General features: G+C 65.2%; 17 protein-coding genes and 1 pseudogene. 10 read left to right on the plus strand and 8 right to left on the minus strand.

The window, feature by feature from the left end; genetic code table 11:
- Positions 1-83: 83 nt before the first annotated feature.
- Together A3E1_RS0127095 and A3E1_RS42295 are read left to right on the plus strand one after the other, a co-directional pair.
- On the plus strand, positions 84-2096 hold the full coding sequence (locus A3E1_RS0127095; RefSeq protein WP_157631755.1) for an FG-GAP repeat domain-containing protein: 2013 nt from the start codon (positions 84-86) through the stop codon (positions 2094-2096).
- A gap of 41 nt (positions 2097-2137) precedes the next feature.
- Complete coding sequence (locus tag A3E1_RS42295; protein WP_020523935.1) at positions 2138-2569, plus strand: nucleotidyltransferase domain-containing protein; 432 nt, start codon at positions 2138-2140, stop codon at positions 2567-2569.
- Here the strand turns inward: A3E1_RS42295 and A3E1_RS0127105 are convergent.
- Positions 2566-3060 (minus strand): DinB family protein, encoded by a 495-nt coding sequence (locus tag A3E1_RS0127105; RefSeq protein ID WP_020523936.1) that lies wholly within the window; start codon positions 3058-3060, stop codon positions 2566-2568. The two genes, A3E1_RS42295 and A3E1_RS0127105, sit on opposite strands and share 4 nt — an antisense overlap.
- Before the next feature lie 109 nt (positions 3061-3169).
- On the opposite strand from A3E1_RS0127105, the gene A3E1_RS0127110 reads away from it, so the two are divergent.
- From A3E1_RS0127110 to A3E1_RS0127120, 3 genes are all read left to right on the plus strand, one after another.
- Positions 3170-3565, plus strand: a complete 396-nt coding sequence (locus A3E1_RS0127110; RefSeq protein WP_040392010.1) for a Fur family transcriptional regulator — start codon at positions 3170-3172, stop codon at positions 3563-3565.
- 17 nt (positions 3566-3582) lie between these two features.
- Positions 3583-5808, plus strand: a complete 2226-nt coding sequence (gene katG, locus A3E1_RS0127115) for a catalase/peroxidase HPI (protein ID WP_020523938.1) — start codon at positions 3583-3585, stop codon at positions 5806-5808.
- 159 nt (positions 5809-5967) lie between these two features.
- Positions 5968-6381, plus strand: a complete 414-nt coding sequence (locus A3E1_RS0127120; protein ID WP_020523939.1) for a hypothetical protein — start codon at positions 5968-5970, stop codon at positions 6379-6381.
- On the opposite strand, the gene A3E1_RS0127125 is transcribed toward A3E1_RS0127120, so the two are convergent.
- Positions 6378-7067, minus strand: a complete 690-nt coding sequence (locus tag A3E1_RS0127125; RefSeq protein WP_020523940.1) for an alpha/beta hydrolase — start codon at positions 7065-7067, stop codon at positions 6378-6380. The genes A3E1_RS0127120 and A3E1_RS0127125 overlap by 4 nt on opposite strands.
- A 35-nt stretch (positions 7068-7102) precedes the next feature.
- On the opposite strand from A3E1_RS0127125, the gene A3E1_RS45145 reads away from it, so the two are divergent.
- Together A3E1_RS45145 and A3E1_RS0127135 are read left to right on the plus strand one after the other, a co-directional pair.
- A complete protein-coding gene (locus tag A3E1_RS45145; RefSeq protein ID WP_020523941.1) occupies positions 7103-7549 on the plus strand; it encodes a MarR family winged helix-turn-helix transcriptional regulator in 447 nt (148 codons plus the stop codon).
- A 9-nt stretch (positions 7550-7558) separates the two neighbouring features.
- Entirely contained in the window at positions 7559-7900 is a 342-nt protein-coding gene (locus tag A3E1_RS0127135) for a cupin domain-containing protein (protein ID WP_026208887.1), read from the plus strand.
- On the opposite strand, the gene A3E1_RS0127140 is transcribed toward A3E1_RS0127135, so the two are convergent.
- From A3E1_RS0127140 to A3E1_RS0127155, 4 genes are all read right to left on the minus strand, one after another.
- Positions 7830-8774, minus strand: coding sequence for a lysylphosphatidylglycerol synthase transmembrane domain-containing protein (locus tag A3E1_RS0127140; RefSeq protein ID WP_051105167.1), 945 nt, complete (start codon positions 8772-8774; stop codon positions 7830-7832). The two genes, A3E1_RS0127135 and A3E1_RS0127140, sit on opposite strands and share 71 nt — an antisense overlap.
- Positions 8771-9793 carry a glycosyltransferase family 4 protein gene (locus A3E1_RS0127145; RefSeq protein WP_020523943.1) on the minus strand — a complete coding sequence of 341 codons (1023 nt, stop codon included), beginning with the start codon at positions 9791-9793 and terminating at the stop codon, positions 8771-8773. Before A3E1_RS0127145 ends, A3E1_RS0127140 begins: the two co-directional genes overlap by 4 nt.
- Before the next feature lie 67 nt (positions 9794-9860).
- Positions 9861-10259, minus strand: a complete 399-nt coding sequence (locus A3E1_RS0127150) for a 6-pyruvoyl trahydropterin synthase family protein (protein ID WP_026208888.1) — start codon at positions 10257-10259, stop codon at positions 9861-9863.
- A 4-nt stretch (positions 10260-10263) separates the two neighbouring features.
- Entirely contained in the window at positions 10264-11220 is a 957-nt protein-coding gene (locus A3E1_RS0127155) for a zinc-dependent alcohol dehydrogenase (protein WP_020523945.1), read from the minus strand.
- 98 nt (positions 11221-11318) lie between these two features.
- On the opposite strand from A3E1_RS0127155, the pseudogene A3E1_RS0127160 reads away from it, so the two are divergent.
- Both A3E1_RS0127160 and A3E1_RS0127165 read left to right on the plus strand, forming a co-directional pair.
- Positions 11319-12017, plus strand: a pseudogene (locus tag A3E1_RS0127160) (CDP-alcohol phosphatidyltransferase family protein); the annotation flags it as partial.
- A gap of 25 nt (positions 12018-12042) precedes the next feature.
- Complete coding sequence (locus A3E1_RS0127165; RefSeq protein WP_020523947.1) at positions 12043-12714, plus strand: HAD family hydrolase; 672 nt, start codon at positions 12043-12045, stop codon at positions 12712-12714.
- Positions 12715-12719: 5 nt separating this feature from the next.
- Here the strand turns inward: A3E1_RS0127165 and A3E1_RS0127170 are convergent, their stop codons facing one another.
- Complete coding sequence (locus A3E1_RS0127170; protein WP_020523948.1) at positions 12720-14318, minus strand: sulfatase-like hydrolase/transferase; 1599 nt, start codon at positions 14316-14318, stop codon at positions 12720-12722.
- Between the two features lie 88 nt (positions 14319-14406).
- On the opposite strand from A3E1_RS0127170, the gene A3E1_RS0127175 reads away from it, so the two are divergent.
- Positions 14407-15174: an FkbM family methyltransferase gene (locus tag A3E1_RS0127175; RefSeq protein WP_026208889.1), complete on the plus strand. Its 768-nt coding sequence runs from the start codon at positions 14407-14409 to the stop codon at positions 15172-15174.
- Here A3E1_RS0127175 and A3E1_RS0127180 read toward each other — a convergent pair.
- Positions 15144-15971, minus strand: a complete 828-nt coding sequence (locus A3E1_RS0127180) for an SAM-dependent methyltransferase (protein ID WP_020523950.1) — start codon at positions 15969-15971, stop codon at positions 15144-15146. The genes A3E1_RS0127175 and A3E1_RS0127180 overlap by 31 nt on opposite strands.

The following is a 15971-nucleotide window of genomic DNA, read 5'->3' on the forward strand; positions in this document are numbered from 1 at the left end:
TTTCTTTGAAAGAACTAAGATCGCGAACCTGGCCCTGCCTCGCAACCGGTTTTCACATAAGCAATTGGGGTACTAGGCCGACCGTGAAGAAACTCTTGGTGCGAAGTGCACTGGTCGTCGTGTCCGTGGCAGCTCTGCTCTCTTCTGGACCGCCGGCCTCGGCGGCCAGTCCGGCACATGTGCAAAGCACGGCCAAACAGATCACGTCAGGCACCGTGAACAGCGTCGCGTTTGGAAGCGCCAACACGGCCGGAAACCTTATCGTGGCATACGTTTTGTGGAGCAACACCGGCAACGTCACCGTTACCGACTCACGCAACACCTTCGTGCCGGTCGCACCGGCGACCCGTTTCTCCGGTGGGCAGTGGAGCTCACAAGTCTTCTACGCCAAGAACATTGGCGCGGGTGCTAACACGGTTTCGGCCACGTTCAGCACGGCGATTTCCAGCTGGGCGATGGTCTACATCCACGAATACTCCGGATTGGACAAGTCCAGCCCGCTCGGCGGATTCAGCAGCGCCACCGGAACGGGCAGCGCGATGGACAGTGGCCCTGTGAACGTGACGGCCAGCCCAGCCCTGCTGTTTGGCAGTGGCGCCTCCAACAGCACGGTCACGTCGGCCGGCCCCGGGTACACCACACGTTCCACGTTGAGCGGTGACCGCACGATGGACGCGGTCGCCTCAGCGCCCGGGACACATCGCGCGACCGCGACGCAGAACGGCAGCGTATGGGTGCTGCATCTGGTGGCGTTCAAAGCCGCTAGTGATGGCACGCCTCCGCCAGCAGACACCACAGCACCGGTGCGCTCGGGCGGCTCACCCACCGGAAGCCTGCCAGCGAACACCACTTCCACGACCGTTTCGCTGACCACCAATGAACCCGCGACGTGCCGTTACGGGACAACCATTTTCAAGACCACGGGCGGACAGTCCCACGCGACGACCGTGAGCGGGCTTTCCGCTGGCAACACGTATTCGTATCCCGTGAGATGTCAAGACGCCGCCGGAAACGTGAACACCGACGACTACACCATCATGTTCTCGGTGAGTTCCACGCAACCACCGGCTCCGGGCTTCAGCTATGAACGCGTCATCGTGGACGCGGTGGCGGAGAACCAGCCATGGATGAAGGCCATCGGAGATGTGAACGGCGATGGGACAGCCGACCTCATCGTGTCTGGGCGCGACGGCAGAATCGTCTGGTACCAGACTCCATCTTGGACAGAGCGTGTCATCGCCCAGACCGCTAGCAGTCAAAGCGGAAGCGCCGCCGCCGATATCGACGCCGACGGTGATATCGATGTCGTCGTCGGAGCGACGTGGTATGAGAATGTCCAGCACGCCACCCTTTGGGCCGCGCGCAGCCTGCCGGGCGGCAACCCGAACATGACTCACGACATCGTCATCGCCGACATCAACAGTGATGGCAAGCAAGACATCAGCATGCGCGGTGAAAGCCACAGTGCCGTTGACGTCTTCTTGCAGGGTGCGTCCGCGACGTTCACGAAGTTCACCCTCGATCCCGGGATCGGTCTCAACGGTCTCGATGTGGCTGACGTCAACGGTGACGGCAGGCGTGACGTGGTCGTCGGCGGCCGTTGGATGGAGAACCCGGGTGGTGCCATAGCGGCCGCGTCCTGGCCTGTGCGCACGTTTGGTCACTGGCTTGGTTACGCCGCTGTCAGAGTCGTGAACATCAACGGTGGGCCGGTCGACATTGTCCTGTCACCGTCGGAAGAAAACGGCAAACTGTCGTGGTTTGAACAACAGTCTGGCGGAACGTGGACGGAGCATGTCATCGACACGAACCTCAGCTCAGTACACGGATTCATTCCTGTTGATCTGGATCGTGACGGGCTGATTGACCTCGTGTCGTCGGAATATCGCGGCCAGGGCCGTCTGACCATCTACCGCCAGATCCGCACTAACGGCGCGATCACTTGGCAGGCAACGCATCTGGGCACCGACCTGCTGCACAATATTCAGGCGGCGGACCTCAATGGCGATTGTAGGACCGACTTCTTCGGCGCCTACTCGCTGAGCGCGAACACCCCCGTCGTGCTCTACCGCAGCACAGGCGGTAGCGCCTGCTAAATCGATCGCGTTTTCGTCTATGGCAGGGGATCCTGATGCCCATGAGTACGAATCCGGTTATCGACGCACGCGACCTTGTCGCGGAGCTGTTCCCGCAGGCCCGCTGGGCCGTGCTGAACGGCAGCATGCGCCCGTCGGCCGGTTCGGACCTCGACATCATGGTTCTCCTGCCCGACGGCGATCCGCGAGCCGCTTGGACTGACGCGCGCCGCTTCCGTGGCCGCCCAGTCGAATTGTTCCTTCACGACGAGCAAAGCCTGGACAGCCAGATCGCCTGGGAATTGGGCGCCCGCAAGCCTTTCCTGCACCGCATCGTCACCACTGGCGCGACCATCGCTGGTGACCCGCACCTGTGGCGTGGGCGGTGCATAGGCACAGCGCGGTCGCTGTCCAGCCGTCGCTTGAGCGCCCCTGTCAGACGCATCCCGTCTGGCAGGGGCGCGCGTCTTTCCTGGCTGCGTTGCCGGCGCTAACGTCCCGTGATGCCGTCGATCTGTTCGCGGATGATGTCCGCGTGACCGGCATGGCGGGCGGTCTCGCTCGTCATATGGGCTAGAACCCAGCGCACGGTGCGAAACTCACCGTCAACCGGCACCACGACCGGCGCGCCCGGATCGTTAGCGGCGAGCACCGCGGCGTCGCTGCTTTCAATCGCGGCGCGATAGGTGGCGAGAACCTGGGCGCTGCTAACGCTTTCAGGCACGTCCATGCCGAAGTCCCACTGCTCATCCGCGCCGGTTCCGGCGACGTGGTAACCGAACCAGTAGCGTTCCGCTGTAGTCAGGTGGTGCACCAAGCCGAGGAGAGTGGTGCCTGAGCTGACCACGACCCGCCGCAGTTGTTCGTCGTCGAGGCCTTCGGTCTTCTTGAGCACACACTGCCGGGCGAACGTCAGGAAGGCCAGGCTAGTGTCAAGCTCGCCCTCATCGTTTCGGGGGACAGGCTGGCGCTGGGATTCCGTCATGGCCGCCACCCTACAGAGCACGCACGGTGACATGTGGCCCATAAACTTGACTCATTCCAGAAAAGCGGGAAGACTGCTGGGTGTGGCCACGGCACTGGATTTCCAGGGGATGCTTCGCGGGGCCGCGTTACGGGTGACTCGTCCACGAGTGGCGGTGCTGAGCGCGGTGCACGCGCATCCGCATGCTGACACGGAGTCGATCATCGGGGCCGTGCGCAGAGAACTGCCGCGTGTGTCCCATCAAGCTGTTTACGACGTGTTGCGAGCGTTGACCGCCGCGAGCCTGGTGCGGCGCATTGAACCCTCAGGTTCCGTAGCCCGCTATGAGTCCCGTGTCGGGGACAACCACCATCACGTCATTTGCCGCTCGTGCGGCCTCCTCGCCGACGTTGATTGCGCCGCGGGTGCCGCACCGTGCCTCACCGCTTCTGATGGCCAGGGCTTCTCTATTGACGAGGCTGAGGTCATTTACTGGGGCCTATGCCCTGACTGTTCGACCGCCTAGATTCGAAAAGGATTCCGATGTCTGAGAACCACGACGCCATCATCCACGACGCGGATGCGGGGAGCGAGTCGCGCTGCCCGGTCGCGCACGGGCGCGCTCCTCACCCAACCCAGGGTGGCGGTAACCGCGGCTGGTGGCCGAACCAGCTCAATCTGAAGATTCTTGCCAAGAACCCGGCCGAGGCCAACCCGCTCGGCACGTTCAACTATGCCGAGGCGTTCAAGACCCTCGACCTGCCCGCGGTTAAGCGGGATATCGCCGAGGTGCTGACGAATTCGCAGGAATGGTGGCCGGCTGACTACGGCAACTACGGCCCGTTCATGATCCGGATGGCCTGGCACAGCGCTGGCACCTATCGCATCAGCGACGGCCGCGGTGGCGCCGGTGCCGGGCAGCAGCGCTTCGCACCGCTGAACAGCTGGCCGGACAACGGCAACCTGGACAAGGCCCGCCGTCTGCTGTGGCCGGTCAAGAAGAAGTATGGCCAGAGCCTGTCCTGGGCCGACCTGATGATCCTCGCCGGCAACGTCGCGCTGGAGTCCATGGGCTTCAAGACGTTTGGCTTCGCCGGTGGCCGCCCCGACGTGTGGGAAGCCGACGAGGACGTTTACTGGGGCCCGGAAACCACGTGGCTCGGCGACGCCCGCTACACCGGTGACCGTGAGCTGGAGAACCCGCTCGCCGCCGTCCAAATGGGACTCATCTACGTCAACCCGGAAGGCCCCAACGGCAACCCGGACCCGATCGCCTCGGCTCGCGACATCCGCGAAACGTTCCAGCGCATGGCGATGAACGACGAAGAGACGGTCGCCCTGATCGCCGGCGGTCACACCTTCGGCAAGACGCACGGCGCCGGAACCGCCGACCACGTCGGCCCCGAGCCCGAGGGCGCTCCGCTTGAGGAGCAAGGCTTCGGCTGGAAGAACAGCTTCGGGACCGGCAAGGGCGGGGACACGATCACGAGCGGCCTCGAAGGCGCTTGGACCAACACTCCGACCACGTGGGACAACAGCTTCTTTGAGATCCTTTTCGGGTACGAGTGGGAGCTGTCCAAGAGCCCGGCAGGCGCGAACCAGTGGAAGCCAAAGGATGGCGCCGGAGCTGGCACCGTTCCTGACGCGCACGATGCCACGAAGAGCCACGCGCCGACGATGCTGACCACCGACCTGGCGCTGCGTTTCGACCCGATCTACGAACCGATCTCGCGGCGGTTCAAGGACAACCCGGCCGAGTTCGCCGACGCCTTCGCCCGCGCGTGGTTCAAGCTGACCCACCGCGACATGGGCCCGATCGTGCGCTACCTCGGCCCCGAGGTCCCCGCCGAGACGCTGATCTGGCAGGACCCGGTTCCGCCGGTGACGCACGAGCTTGTCGACGCTGCCGACGTGGCCAGCCTTAAGGCGCAGATCCTCGCTTCTGGACTGACCGTGCCACAGCTCGTTTCCACCGCGTGGGCGTCGGCCTCGACGTTCCGTGGCGGCGACAAGCGCGGCGGCGCCAACGGCGCCCGGATCCGGCTGGAGCCGCAGAATGGCTGGGAAGTCAACAACCCTGATGAGCTGGCACTCGTCCTGCGGGTTCTCAGCGGAATTCAGGAGAGCTTCAACGCGCAGGCTGGCAGCAAGCAGATCTCGCTCGCTGACCTGATCGTGCTGGGTGGCTCGGCTGCTGTCGAGCAGGCCGCCAAGAACGCCGGCCACTCGGTCGAGGTTCCGTTCGCACCCGGCCGCACGGACGCCACGCAGGACCAGACCGACATCGAGTCGTTCGCTCCGCTGGAGCCGACGGCTGACGGTTTCCGAAACTACCTGGGCAAGGGCCACCGTCTGCCGGCCGAATTCCTGTTGGTAGACAAGGCAAACCTGCTGACGCTCAGCGCACCGGAGATGACGGTGCTCGTCGGCGGTCTGCGCGTCCTCGGCGCGAACCACAAGCAGTCCCCGGTGGGCGTGCTGACGAAGACTCCTGGTTCGCTGACCAACGACTTCTTCGTGAACCTGCTCGACATGGGCACCGCGTGGAAGCCAACGTCAGCCGACGCGGAGACCTTCGAGGCCCGTGACCTGACCACCGGCGACGTCAAGTGGACGGGCAGCCGCGTCGACCTGCTCTTCGGCTCCAACTCCGAACTGCGCGCGGTCGCCGAGGTCTACGCCAGCGACGACGCGAAGGAGAAGTTCGTGCAGGACTTCGTCGCCGCGTGGGTCAAGGTCATGAACCTCGACCGCTTCGACCTCGTCTAGTTATCCCAGCACCCACCAGGCCGGCCTCCTCACCGAGGCCGGCCTGATCCGTCTCGGCCAGGCATCGATGGAAAGGTCAGTGGAGGCTGAAAAGGTGACGGGGCATAGCGTCCATTCGGTCCCGTGTGGACGGTGGCGCCGGGCGGTACGCTGCCGCACATGTCCGGCACGAGTACCTCAACCGAGGCGTCCCTCGCCGCCCCAGCCTGGCCCCGCTGGCTGCTGCGGCTGACCTCGACGGTTAGTGTCATCGCTTTGGTCAACCAGGCGGCTATCGCCAACGATGTCTTGTGGGGCAGCTACGGTTCGCTCGCGTTACATCGTGACAACGCGATGGTCTGCGCTGTTTCGCTGGTGTTGACCCTGCTGTCGGCGATCCTCGTGCGGCGCCGGGGTGGCGGGCCGACGTTACCGGTTGTCATGGCTGCCAGTCTTTGCGTCCTGGCCGCAGTGCAGATTCTCGCCGGGTTCGAACGCTGGCTGACCGTTCACTTGCCGATTGGCATTACGCTCCCGGTGCTGGCCGCTGGATTATCCGTGTGGAGCTGGCGGCGCCGGTCGCAAACCGACTAGACGCTGCCGACGAAGTCGCTGAGCCGTTTGCGTAACGCGTCGCCGTTGGCGCCCGCGAGCATCTGCACGCCGTGTGCGGTGTCGGGATAGGACTGCCACTGCTTGGGCTCGGCCGCCGCGTCGAATAGACGGCGTGTTGACGCGAGCGGAACCGTCGGGTCGCTCTCGCCGGTGACAAAGAGCTTGGGGCAGCTGACAGCCAGCTCTTGCGTGGTCACCGCGTACTCAAATGGGGGAATGTCCCAAGGCGAGGCGATGACCACGATGGCATTGGCGCCAACGGGTGCGGCCGCTTTGATGCTGGCCATGCCCCCCAGGCTCGCGCCGATCAGGACCACCTTAGTGGCGCCCTGTTTGCGGGCGTGCCCGGCGACGGCGATGAGGTCGATGATGGTGTCGGCGACGGTCTCGCGCCTGAAGTTGTCGTGCCGGAACTTGTACGTGTAGACCGTCACGCCCTGGCCAGCGAGGACTGGCGCGAACTTCTCCCAGGACTGCGGATCGTTGTCGCCCATGTTGGACAGGATGACCGCCGTCGTTCCCGTGCCGAAGCGCTTGGCACGCAACGCCGTCTGACCGGCAAGGATGGTCTGGCCCGCGTCCACAGTGGAGGGAGCGGGAGCCGGAGCCGGGGTCGGGGAGCAGCCGGCGAGGGCAATGGCGATCACGAGCGCGAGGAGTCGCATGTTCTAGAGATACTACGAGCCCGTAGTATCTGTCCATGGCCCAGTTGTCGATCCTTTTTGACGTTTTCGCGCTCGGGCAGCAGGTCCGGACCCTGCTGACGCAGGCGATGGCCGACGGTGACCTGCGTGCCGACGAGTACGCCGCCTACAGCGTGGTGTTCGAAGCCGAGCCGTTGACGATGACCGAGCTCGCTCGCGCGCTGGGCATGCCGCTCACGACAGCGGCGGACTATGTGCGGGCCATGCAGAGCCGTGGCCACTTGCGTAAAGAGCCGCATCCGAGTGACAGCCGGGCCCGCTTGCTGGCGTTAACCACTAGTGGACGGGCCGCGCACCGGCAAGCCGCCCTGCGGTTTGAGGAGGCGTATCAGGCCTTTGCCGCCGAGCTTCAAGCACAGGGCGTCGACGAGCACGCGGCCCGGGCCTTGCTGCAGCGGATGGCGGCCTGTGCCGGGCAGGCGGCCAGTGCCTTGCACCGATAAAGTGTCGCCATGCATATCGTCAAAGGCGCGGGCGAGTGGACGCCACCGGCTGCTGGGACAGCCAATGACTGGGTCGAGCAGCTCAAGGTGCCCGACCTATCCGTTGGGACGTATTGCATTGCCGTCGGCGGCACCGACGATCAGAGCCCGCACACCGAAGACGAGATTTACGTCGTGACCGCCGGCCGGGCGCGCATCGTGACACCCAGCGGTGCGGCCGATGTTGGCCCGGGGGCGGTGATTTTCGTGCCCGCAGGCGAGGAGCACCGTTTCGTCGACATCACCGAAGATCTGGCGCTGCTAGTGGTGTTTGGGCCGGCTTACGGCTCGCGGGCAGCTTCACGCGCGTGAAGGCTGCCTTCGGCCATAGCAACACCACCGCGCCCGGTAGACTCGCGGTCAGTACCAAAATGCCATAGGCCGTCGCACTGGAAACACCTTGTGCCGCAGGCAGTCCGGCGGCGGCGAACGCCCACGCGGCAACGCCTTCGCGCGGGCCGAAGCCACCAACGTTGGCGGGCACGAGCATCGCCATGAGGGCCAGCAACAGCAGCGGCACGAGGTGCGTTAAGGGGGCGGTGACGCCTACGGAACGGGCTGCGATGACGAAAGTCGCCAAGTGCCCGCAAGCCACCACGACCGAAGCGAGGAGCACCGCACCCCAGTGCTGACGCGACAGCAAACCGTCGCGAATGTCAGCACTGGCACCGCGCAGGCGTTTGGACAGTGTCTTGACGGCAAGCAGCGCAACGATTCCGGCGCCCGCGGCGATCGCGATGACGGTTGGCATATGCGACCGCACCGGCGACGGAAAAGTGCACAGGATCGCCAGCGCCAGCACGACCTGCACCACCTGTCCCGCCATCCGTTCCCACACCACGGCCCGGATGCCGCGGCGAATGCTTCCCGCCTCACGGCCATGCCCGACCGCGCGGTGCACATCGCCTAGGACTCCGCCGGGAAGCGTCGCGTTGAGGAAAGTGGCGCGATAGCAACGGGCAACGGCGGTCTTCAGCGGCAGCGGAACGCCAAGGCCCGCCGCGAAAGTGGTCCAGCGCCAAGCGCCGAGGGTGGTGGTGAGAGCACCGATGGCCATCGCGGCGGCAACGGAACCGATGTCGAGAAGCCGCAGTCCATCAAGGAAAGGGCCAGCGCCGAGCCGCCACATCACCAGCCCGACAATCGCCACGCCACCAACCATGGGCAGCCAGGACCGGGTTCTCATGCCGCACGCATCCCCTCTAAGACCTTGGCCACACGCGCGACAGTGTCGTCCCAGCGTGTCAACGACTGCCGTCGCGATCGCGCGGCGGCGCGCAGCCGCTCTCGCAAGTCCGCATCCGTTAGCCAGTCCCGTAAAGCCGCGGCGAGCGCGGCCGGATCGCCCGGTTCAGTGAGGAGCCCAGGGCGGTTGCCGTCTGGTGCGAAACCCATCGCTTCCGGAATGCCCTTGGCATCGCTTGCTAGCACAGGGATTCCATGGGCGAGCGCTTCGGTCACCACCATGCCATAGGTTTCGCCACGTGACGCGAGCACGAGCAGATCGGCCCGCGCGTAGGCGGCGTTAAGTGCTTGCCGCGTCAAGGGTCCGGTCAGGTGCACGTTGGCGGGCAAGGTGCGGGTTAGCTCGCGCACCAGCTCCGGTTCCCGCGTGAGCCCGCCGACCCAGACACAATTCCAGGACAGATCAGCGATCATGTTCAGTGCCGAAGCCAGCACGTCGTGTCCTTTGTGAACGGTAACGGGGCCAACGCACAGCAGCTCTTGGCCGGAAGGCGAACCGGGTGCTAGCGGCATGCTGTCCACACCGGGAGCGGCGACGTGGATGCGTTCAGGGGACAGGGAATACAGGTCCAGGAGCCGGCCGTGGGTCCATTCGCTTGTGGTGACAACACCATGCGCGGCGGCAAGTGCCTCACCTTCGCGATCGTTCTCCAACGGCAGGTGGACGAGGATTGCGAGGCGAAGCCGGGTCGCCTGGGGGACAAGAACTTCCGGCACACAAGACGCGATCAGACCATCAATCAAAACAAGAGCATTTTCAGGACATTCAGCGAGTACTCCCCGGAGCCCGCCCGTGTCCACGGAAGTTGGCCTGGGCCACGAGCCGGGCACAGCGTGCTCCAGCACAGACCATCCCAGCGCCCGCAGCCCGTCACAGACCCGCCGGTCGTAAGTGTTGCCCCCGCTCGGATGAGCGGGATCGTCGATATCACCGGGCAGGACGACGTGGACGAGGATCATGCCGTCTCCCTCCGGTCGCCGCCCTGAGTTTGAACTGCTGTTCCGGTCCGCTCGTGCGAGCACCCGCTCACAACGCCCGCTCGTAGCTGGCCCAGGCGATGTGCGACTCGTGCAGCGTGACCAAAATGCCGGTGACACCACGGGCGTCCTCGCCGAGCGCGCCGCTGGAGATGCGGTCAGCGAGACGGTCCGCGATGGTCTGGGCGAGCAGTTCCGTGGACGTATTGATCCCGGCGAAGTCTGGCTCGTCGTCGAGATTGCGGTAGTTCAGCTGGGCGAGAACGGCGTTGAGTTCCTGTGCCGCGAGTCCAATGTCGAGCACGATGTTGCCTTCGCCCAGGCTGGCTCGCCGGAACGTCGCGTCAACGACAAACGTCGCGCCGTGCAGCCGTTGCGCTGGGCCGAAAAGCTCGCCCTGGAAACTGTGAGCGATCATGATGTGATCGCGGACGGTCACGCTGAACAAGTGGTCACTCTCCGTCGTAGCTGATGAGGTGGCACAGAACCGGTGGGTTCGCCATGAGCGTGGGCAGTTCGGTGAACGGCGATTTTCCAGTGATCAATACGTCGAACACCGGATCGCTGAGCAGGTCTAGCGCCAAGGCCATTCTGTCGGCGAAGGTCCGGCGCGCCCGCGAGATCGTGCCCACTTGACTGCCGCGGATGGTCAGCCGCCGGGAGTGGAAAGAGCCGCCGAGAGCCAGGCTGACCTGCCCGTCGCCGTACCAGCTCAGCTCGATGACGGTCCCTTCTGGAGCGAGCAGCTCCAGCGAACGCTGCAGCCCAGCCGCCGTGGCACTGGTGTGGAACACGAGATCACGTTCGCCTGCGGCGTGCTCGGGCAGGACGAACTCGGCACCGAGCGTCTCCACGACCGTGGCCCGGTCTGGATCGATGTCGCTGACCTGCACGTGAACACCGGGAAACCTGGTCAGCAGCGCGGCCACGCTACAGCCGACCATGCCCGCGCCAACGACGGTGACGCGGTCGCCCGCCAGCGGAGCCGCGTCCCACAGCGCGTTCACGGCCGTCTCGACCGTCCCGGCGAGGACAGCTCGCCTGAGCGGAACCCCCTCCGGGATCACCGTCACCGCGCTCGCGGGCACGACGTAGGCGCTCTGGTGTGGATAGAGGCAAAAGACGTTACGCCCCAGCAGGTTCGCCGGACCCTGCGCTACCACGCCCACGCTCAGGTAGCCGTATTTCAGCGGTCCGGGAAAGTCGCCTTCCTGAAACGGGGCTCGCATCACCTCGTACTGGCTGGGCGGCACCTGACCACGAAAGACGAGACTCTCGGTGCCCCTGCTGATCGCCGAGTAGAGCGTGCGGACGAGCACCTCACCTGGCCCTGGCTCGGGCAGCCGCACCGGCCGGATCACGCCCACACCAGGCGAATCCAGCCAGAACGCCTGAGCGTAGCCTGTCATCGAGCAACCACCTCCAGATCGTCACGACGCGGCTGAACCGGATAGCCATCCGGATCGTGTCCACAGTCGAGCGTCGTACACCTACCCACGGAGCAACTATGCCGACGGTTCGAACCGGCCCGTTAACCGGGCTGGCCGGGCAGCTTGTCCTGCTAGCGGCGCTGGCCCTCACCACGGGCCTGGGAGTCGCGGGATGGATAGCTGGAACCGTCTACGGCACCGTCGTTTGTGGCGTGCTGAGCTGGGGGTTGCACAGCTTGGGCGCGAGATCGCTGGGTCCAGCCGATCGGGTGACCCTGGTGCGGGCGGGCCTGGCCGGGGGAGTGACCGCCCTGACCGTGGACTCCTTCACGCGTCCCGTCCCGGTCGCGGTGATGATCGGGCTCGCGACCGTGGCGCTGATACTCGACGCGGTTGATGGTTACGTAGCCCGCCAGACGGGTACGGCCAGTGCGTTTGGCGCACGGTTCGATATGGAGGTGGACGCGTTCCTCATTCTCGTGCTCAGCGTCTATGTGGCTCAGGGCTTAGGTGCCTGGGTGCTGCTGATCGGCGTGATGCGCTACGCGTACTGGCTGGCCACCTGGCTCGCGGGCTGGTTACGTGGGCCGTTGCCGCCGCGCTACTGGCGCAAAGTAGTCGCGGCGATCCAGGGGATCGTGCTCGGCGTGGCGGCCGCCGGTGTCCTGCCGCGTCCCATGACGATAGCCGCGGTGATGGCGGCCCTCGCTCTCCTCGTCGAGTCATTCGGGCGGGACGTGTGGTGGCGCTGGCAGGATCGTCCTGCCCTGGCGGTGCACGCCCACGCTTGGGAGAGGCAGCATGAGTCAGTTTGAGGCGGTACTTTTCGACGCGGGCGATACGCTCATCCGGCTGTCGGGAAGTGGCGAGACACTGTTGCACCAGGCCGCGGCCAATCTTGGGGTTAGCGCACTGGACGCTGAGGAAACCGGGGCGGTTTGGCAGCGGGTGCTCGCCCGCAGCAGCACGGCCGAAGAACTCGCTAAGGGCCGCGATCTGTCCAGTGTGAAGCATCGAGAGATCTGGACGTCTCTGTACACCTATGCCGGGTGCGAGGACCTGGCCGGTGGGCTCAGTGACGAGCTGTATCAGCTCACGATCAGTGCCAGCTCGTGGGAAGCGTTCCCGGACACGTTGCCGACGCTGCGGGCCGTGCACGCGCTGGGTTTGCCGATCGGCGTCGTCAGCGACACGGGATTCGACCTGCGGCCCATTTTTGATTCGCTTGGCATGGCGGGCTTACTGAGTACCCTCGTGATGTCCTTTGAATCTGGGGTTTGCAAGCCGGCGCCCAAAGCGTTTCTCCTTGCGTGCCAGCAGATGGGCGTCCGTCCAGAAAGGACACTGATGGTCGGTGACAATCCGCTGACCGACTCAGGCGCGGTGGCCGCGGGAATGCACGTGCTGCTGCTGCCACCAGCTCCCAAAGACGGCCCGCGCGGCCTCGGTCACGTGCTCTCCCTCGTCAGCTGAACGTGTCAACTGAACGCGGCCAAAAACCGGTCCCGGAACGCGTTCATCGGCCACACCGGAGCTTGGGCGCCAGGTTTCATGCCCTCCTGCCATCCCCACGCGGAAATCCGGTCCAGTACGGCCTGATCACGGGCCATGATCGTGATCGGAACGTCGCGCACCGCGCCCTCGCCCGTCACGACCGGGGCCGGCTGATGATCGCCGAGGAACACCAGCACGAGGTCGTCATCACCGTATTTCTCCACATAGGAGAGCAGGCTGGCCACTGAATACGCCACCGCCTGCACGTAGGCCTGGCGAATGCGGTTGCGCTCGCTCCACACCGCGGTCGCCTGATCGGCTTTCTCGGCGATGCTCGTGAACACCGATCCGTCGCCCAGCTCGTCCCAGCCGACCGAGCGCGGCAGCGGCGCCCACGGCCCATGGCTTGACATGAGCGCGATTTCGGCCATGAGCGGCCCACGATCGGCGGCTGTCCGTTCCAGACGGTGAAACGAAGACAACGTGAATTGGTCGGGCACCGAGTCAAACGTGAAGCGCGGCCCGCGATAGCCGAGATCCTGCGTCAGATAAAGCTTGTCCAAGCCGTAAAAGGATTCTCCTTCGGGCCAGGGCTGGCTCACGGCTGACATCACGCACGCGGTGCGCCAGCCCGCCCGGCGGAAGGCCTTGTTGAGCGTCAAGCGGTCGCTCGCGAGCAGACTCGTGTAGCGCTGCTGGTTGTCGATCCACACACCCGAAAGGAAGGTGGAGTGCGCGAGCCAGCTGCCGCCCCCGGCGGTCGGCGAGGTGAGAAACGCGCTGCGGAAAGAGAATCCAGCTTTCGTCAACTGAACGCTTCCGGCATCGAGCACAGCGTCCATCGAGGGAGCGAGTTCCGGATCGTCCAACGCGACTCGGCCGTAGCTTTCGATGAACGCGAGGATGAAATCCTTACCGCGCAAGCCATTGAGCAATCCGGACCCGGGCGTGTTGCGGAACGCGTCAGCCGCGTTCTCCGCCCGGAAATCGCCTTTGTCGAGCACGCCGTCATAGACCTGACGCGCTTTGTTGTACGTATGCGAAGCGGTCGTGCTGACCGTCAGCGGTGCCCCTAACACGAGCTGCAGGCCAAGGATCGCGCACACGGCCGAGGCGAGCACACGTGAGGTGATCCTGCGCTCGGTGAGCCGGGCCAGCCGCCGCATCGCCCACGCCAGGAGCAGGGTGAAGCCGGCGAGCGCGACGATGATGCCCGCGAACACGCCCAGTGCCGCGGTGCGGCCGATCGAGCGCCGTAGAGACTCGGCGGCGTCGCTGAGCAACGGCCAGTCGGTGGCCGGATCGAAAGCGCGGTCGAGCGTCTCGTAGAAACCCATGTCGATGAGCTTGAGGATGGTCAGAAAGCTGAGCAGCGTTCCGGTTACGGCCGCTGCGGCCGGTCGCGCTCTGACCGGCAAAGCCAGGAAGAAACCGGCGATCAGGAAGCCTTCCAGCGGCAGGCGCACGAAAGCCAAAGGCGTCAACGCGCTGAGTTTGTTAGGAACGTTCAGCACGGCGAAAACCAGCACGGCGGCGACCGCGGTGAGCAGGTGATGCCAGCGGAAACGCTTGAAGGACAACAAACCCCATGCCTTTCCGTGAGCCGGTCCCTGCTCCTGACACGCAGCCGTAGCGGCGCTGGTTCAGCATGTCATGTATATCCTGGCGGGCATGGAACCTCCGTCGGCCCTCCTCACGCGAGCCTGGGGCATCACGCGGTCCCTCGCCATGTATCACGGCATTCCGGGCCGTCAGCGGCGGATGGAACGGTTCTACAGGCAATTCCTCGGCCCCGGTGACGTGGGGTTTGACATCGGCGCGCATGTCGGCAGCCGCGTGCGGGCCTGGCGGCGTCTAGGCGTCCGCGTGATCGCCGTTGAGCCACAGCCTGACTGCTTGCGCGTGCTGCGGCTACTGTTCGGCCGCGACCGCAATGTCGAGATCCTGCCGGTCGCGATCGGAGCCGAGCCCGGCCGGGCGAAGATGGCGCTGTCCACGGCCACGCCCACGGTGTCATCGCTGTCGACGGAGTGGGTCGAGTCGATGACCGCGCAGGACAGCTTCGCCAAGGTGCGCTGGGACCGCTCCGTGGACGTCGATGTGGTCACTTTGGACGGACTGATCGAAGCCCACGGCATGCCCGCGTTCTGCAAGATTGACGTCGAGGGGTTCGAAGCCGAAGTGCTGCAAGGGTTAAGCGAACCGGTGCCGGCGCTGTCGTTTGAATACCTGCCGATGGCGCACGACGCGGCGCTGACCGTGCTCGGCATCGTCGAACAGCTCGGCACGTATCGCTACAACTACGCGCCGGTCGAGACTATGCGCTTCGCCAGCGAGGAATGGCTCAGCGCGGCCGGCCTGATCCAGCACTTGGACAAGATCCGGCCGCTCGGGCGATCCGGAGACGTCTACGCGCGCTTGAACTCCAGGAACCGGTAGTTCAGCAGCCCCCGCACGAGTGCCCGTTGCAGCGCGTCGCCGCCCAGCAGAGACCGCCAATACTCACCCTGGGGCCGGAAAACGCGGCCCAACGTCACCACCGCCGTGATCCAGCGGTCACGAGGCCGGCGCAACTCGAGGTGGGGAGTCAGGTCGAGGTCACGCACGAGTGTCAGACCGTGCTTCTCCGCGAGCGCGCTCACCTGCACGACTGTCAGTAAAGAGCCCACTTCCCAGCCGGTGCGGAAGTCTTGCAGGAGTTTTTGTCCCGTGTTTTGTGCGCCGGCTGCCGTGAGGAAGTCGTCGCAAATGACCAGCTTGCCATCGGGCCGCAGGGTGCGGGAGGCTTCGCGAAAGTAGCCGTCAGCGTCCGGGCTGTGCAGGAACGCTTCGATGGAAAACGTCAGATCCGCGCTTGCATACAGATCAGCCGGTACGGCGAGATAGTCGCCTTCGCGGCAGCGCACGTTTTCTGTCTCGCTGGCCAGCTCGGCGGCGCGCTGCGCCTGCTTCGGGCTCAGGGTCAGGCCTTCTCCGGTCATGTCGATCCGGCTGGCTAGGTAGAGCAAGCTGGCACCCAGGCCGCAGCCCAGGTCCACCACGGACGCACCAGGCGACAGGGTCTCCAGCAGCAGTTTGTCCACGTAGTGAAACGCCTGCTGACGGTTCGTCACGCCGGGACCCCAGACCGCCCGGTGAATCGAAGCCTGGCCTTGCCCCAGCCGCTCAAACGCGGCCGAGTTGCGGTCGTAGTATCGCCGGACGCGCTCGGTGTGGGCAACCGATTCGGATGTCAT

Source organism: Catelliglobosispora koreensis DSM 44566, assembly GCF_000379685.1.
Lineage (GTDB): Bacteria > Actinomycetota > Actinomycetes > Mycobacteriales > Micromonosporaceae > Catelliglobosispora > Catelliglobosispora koreensis.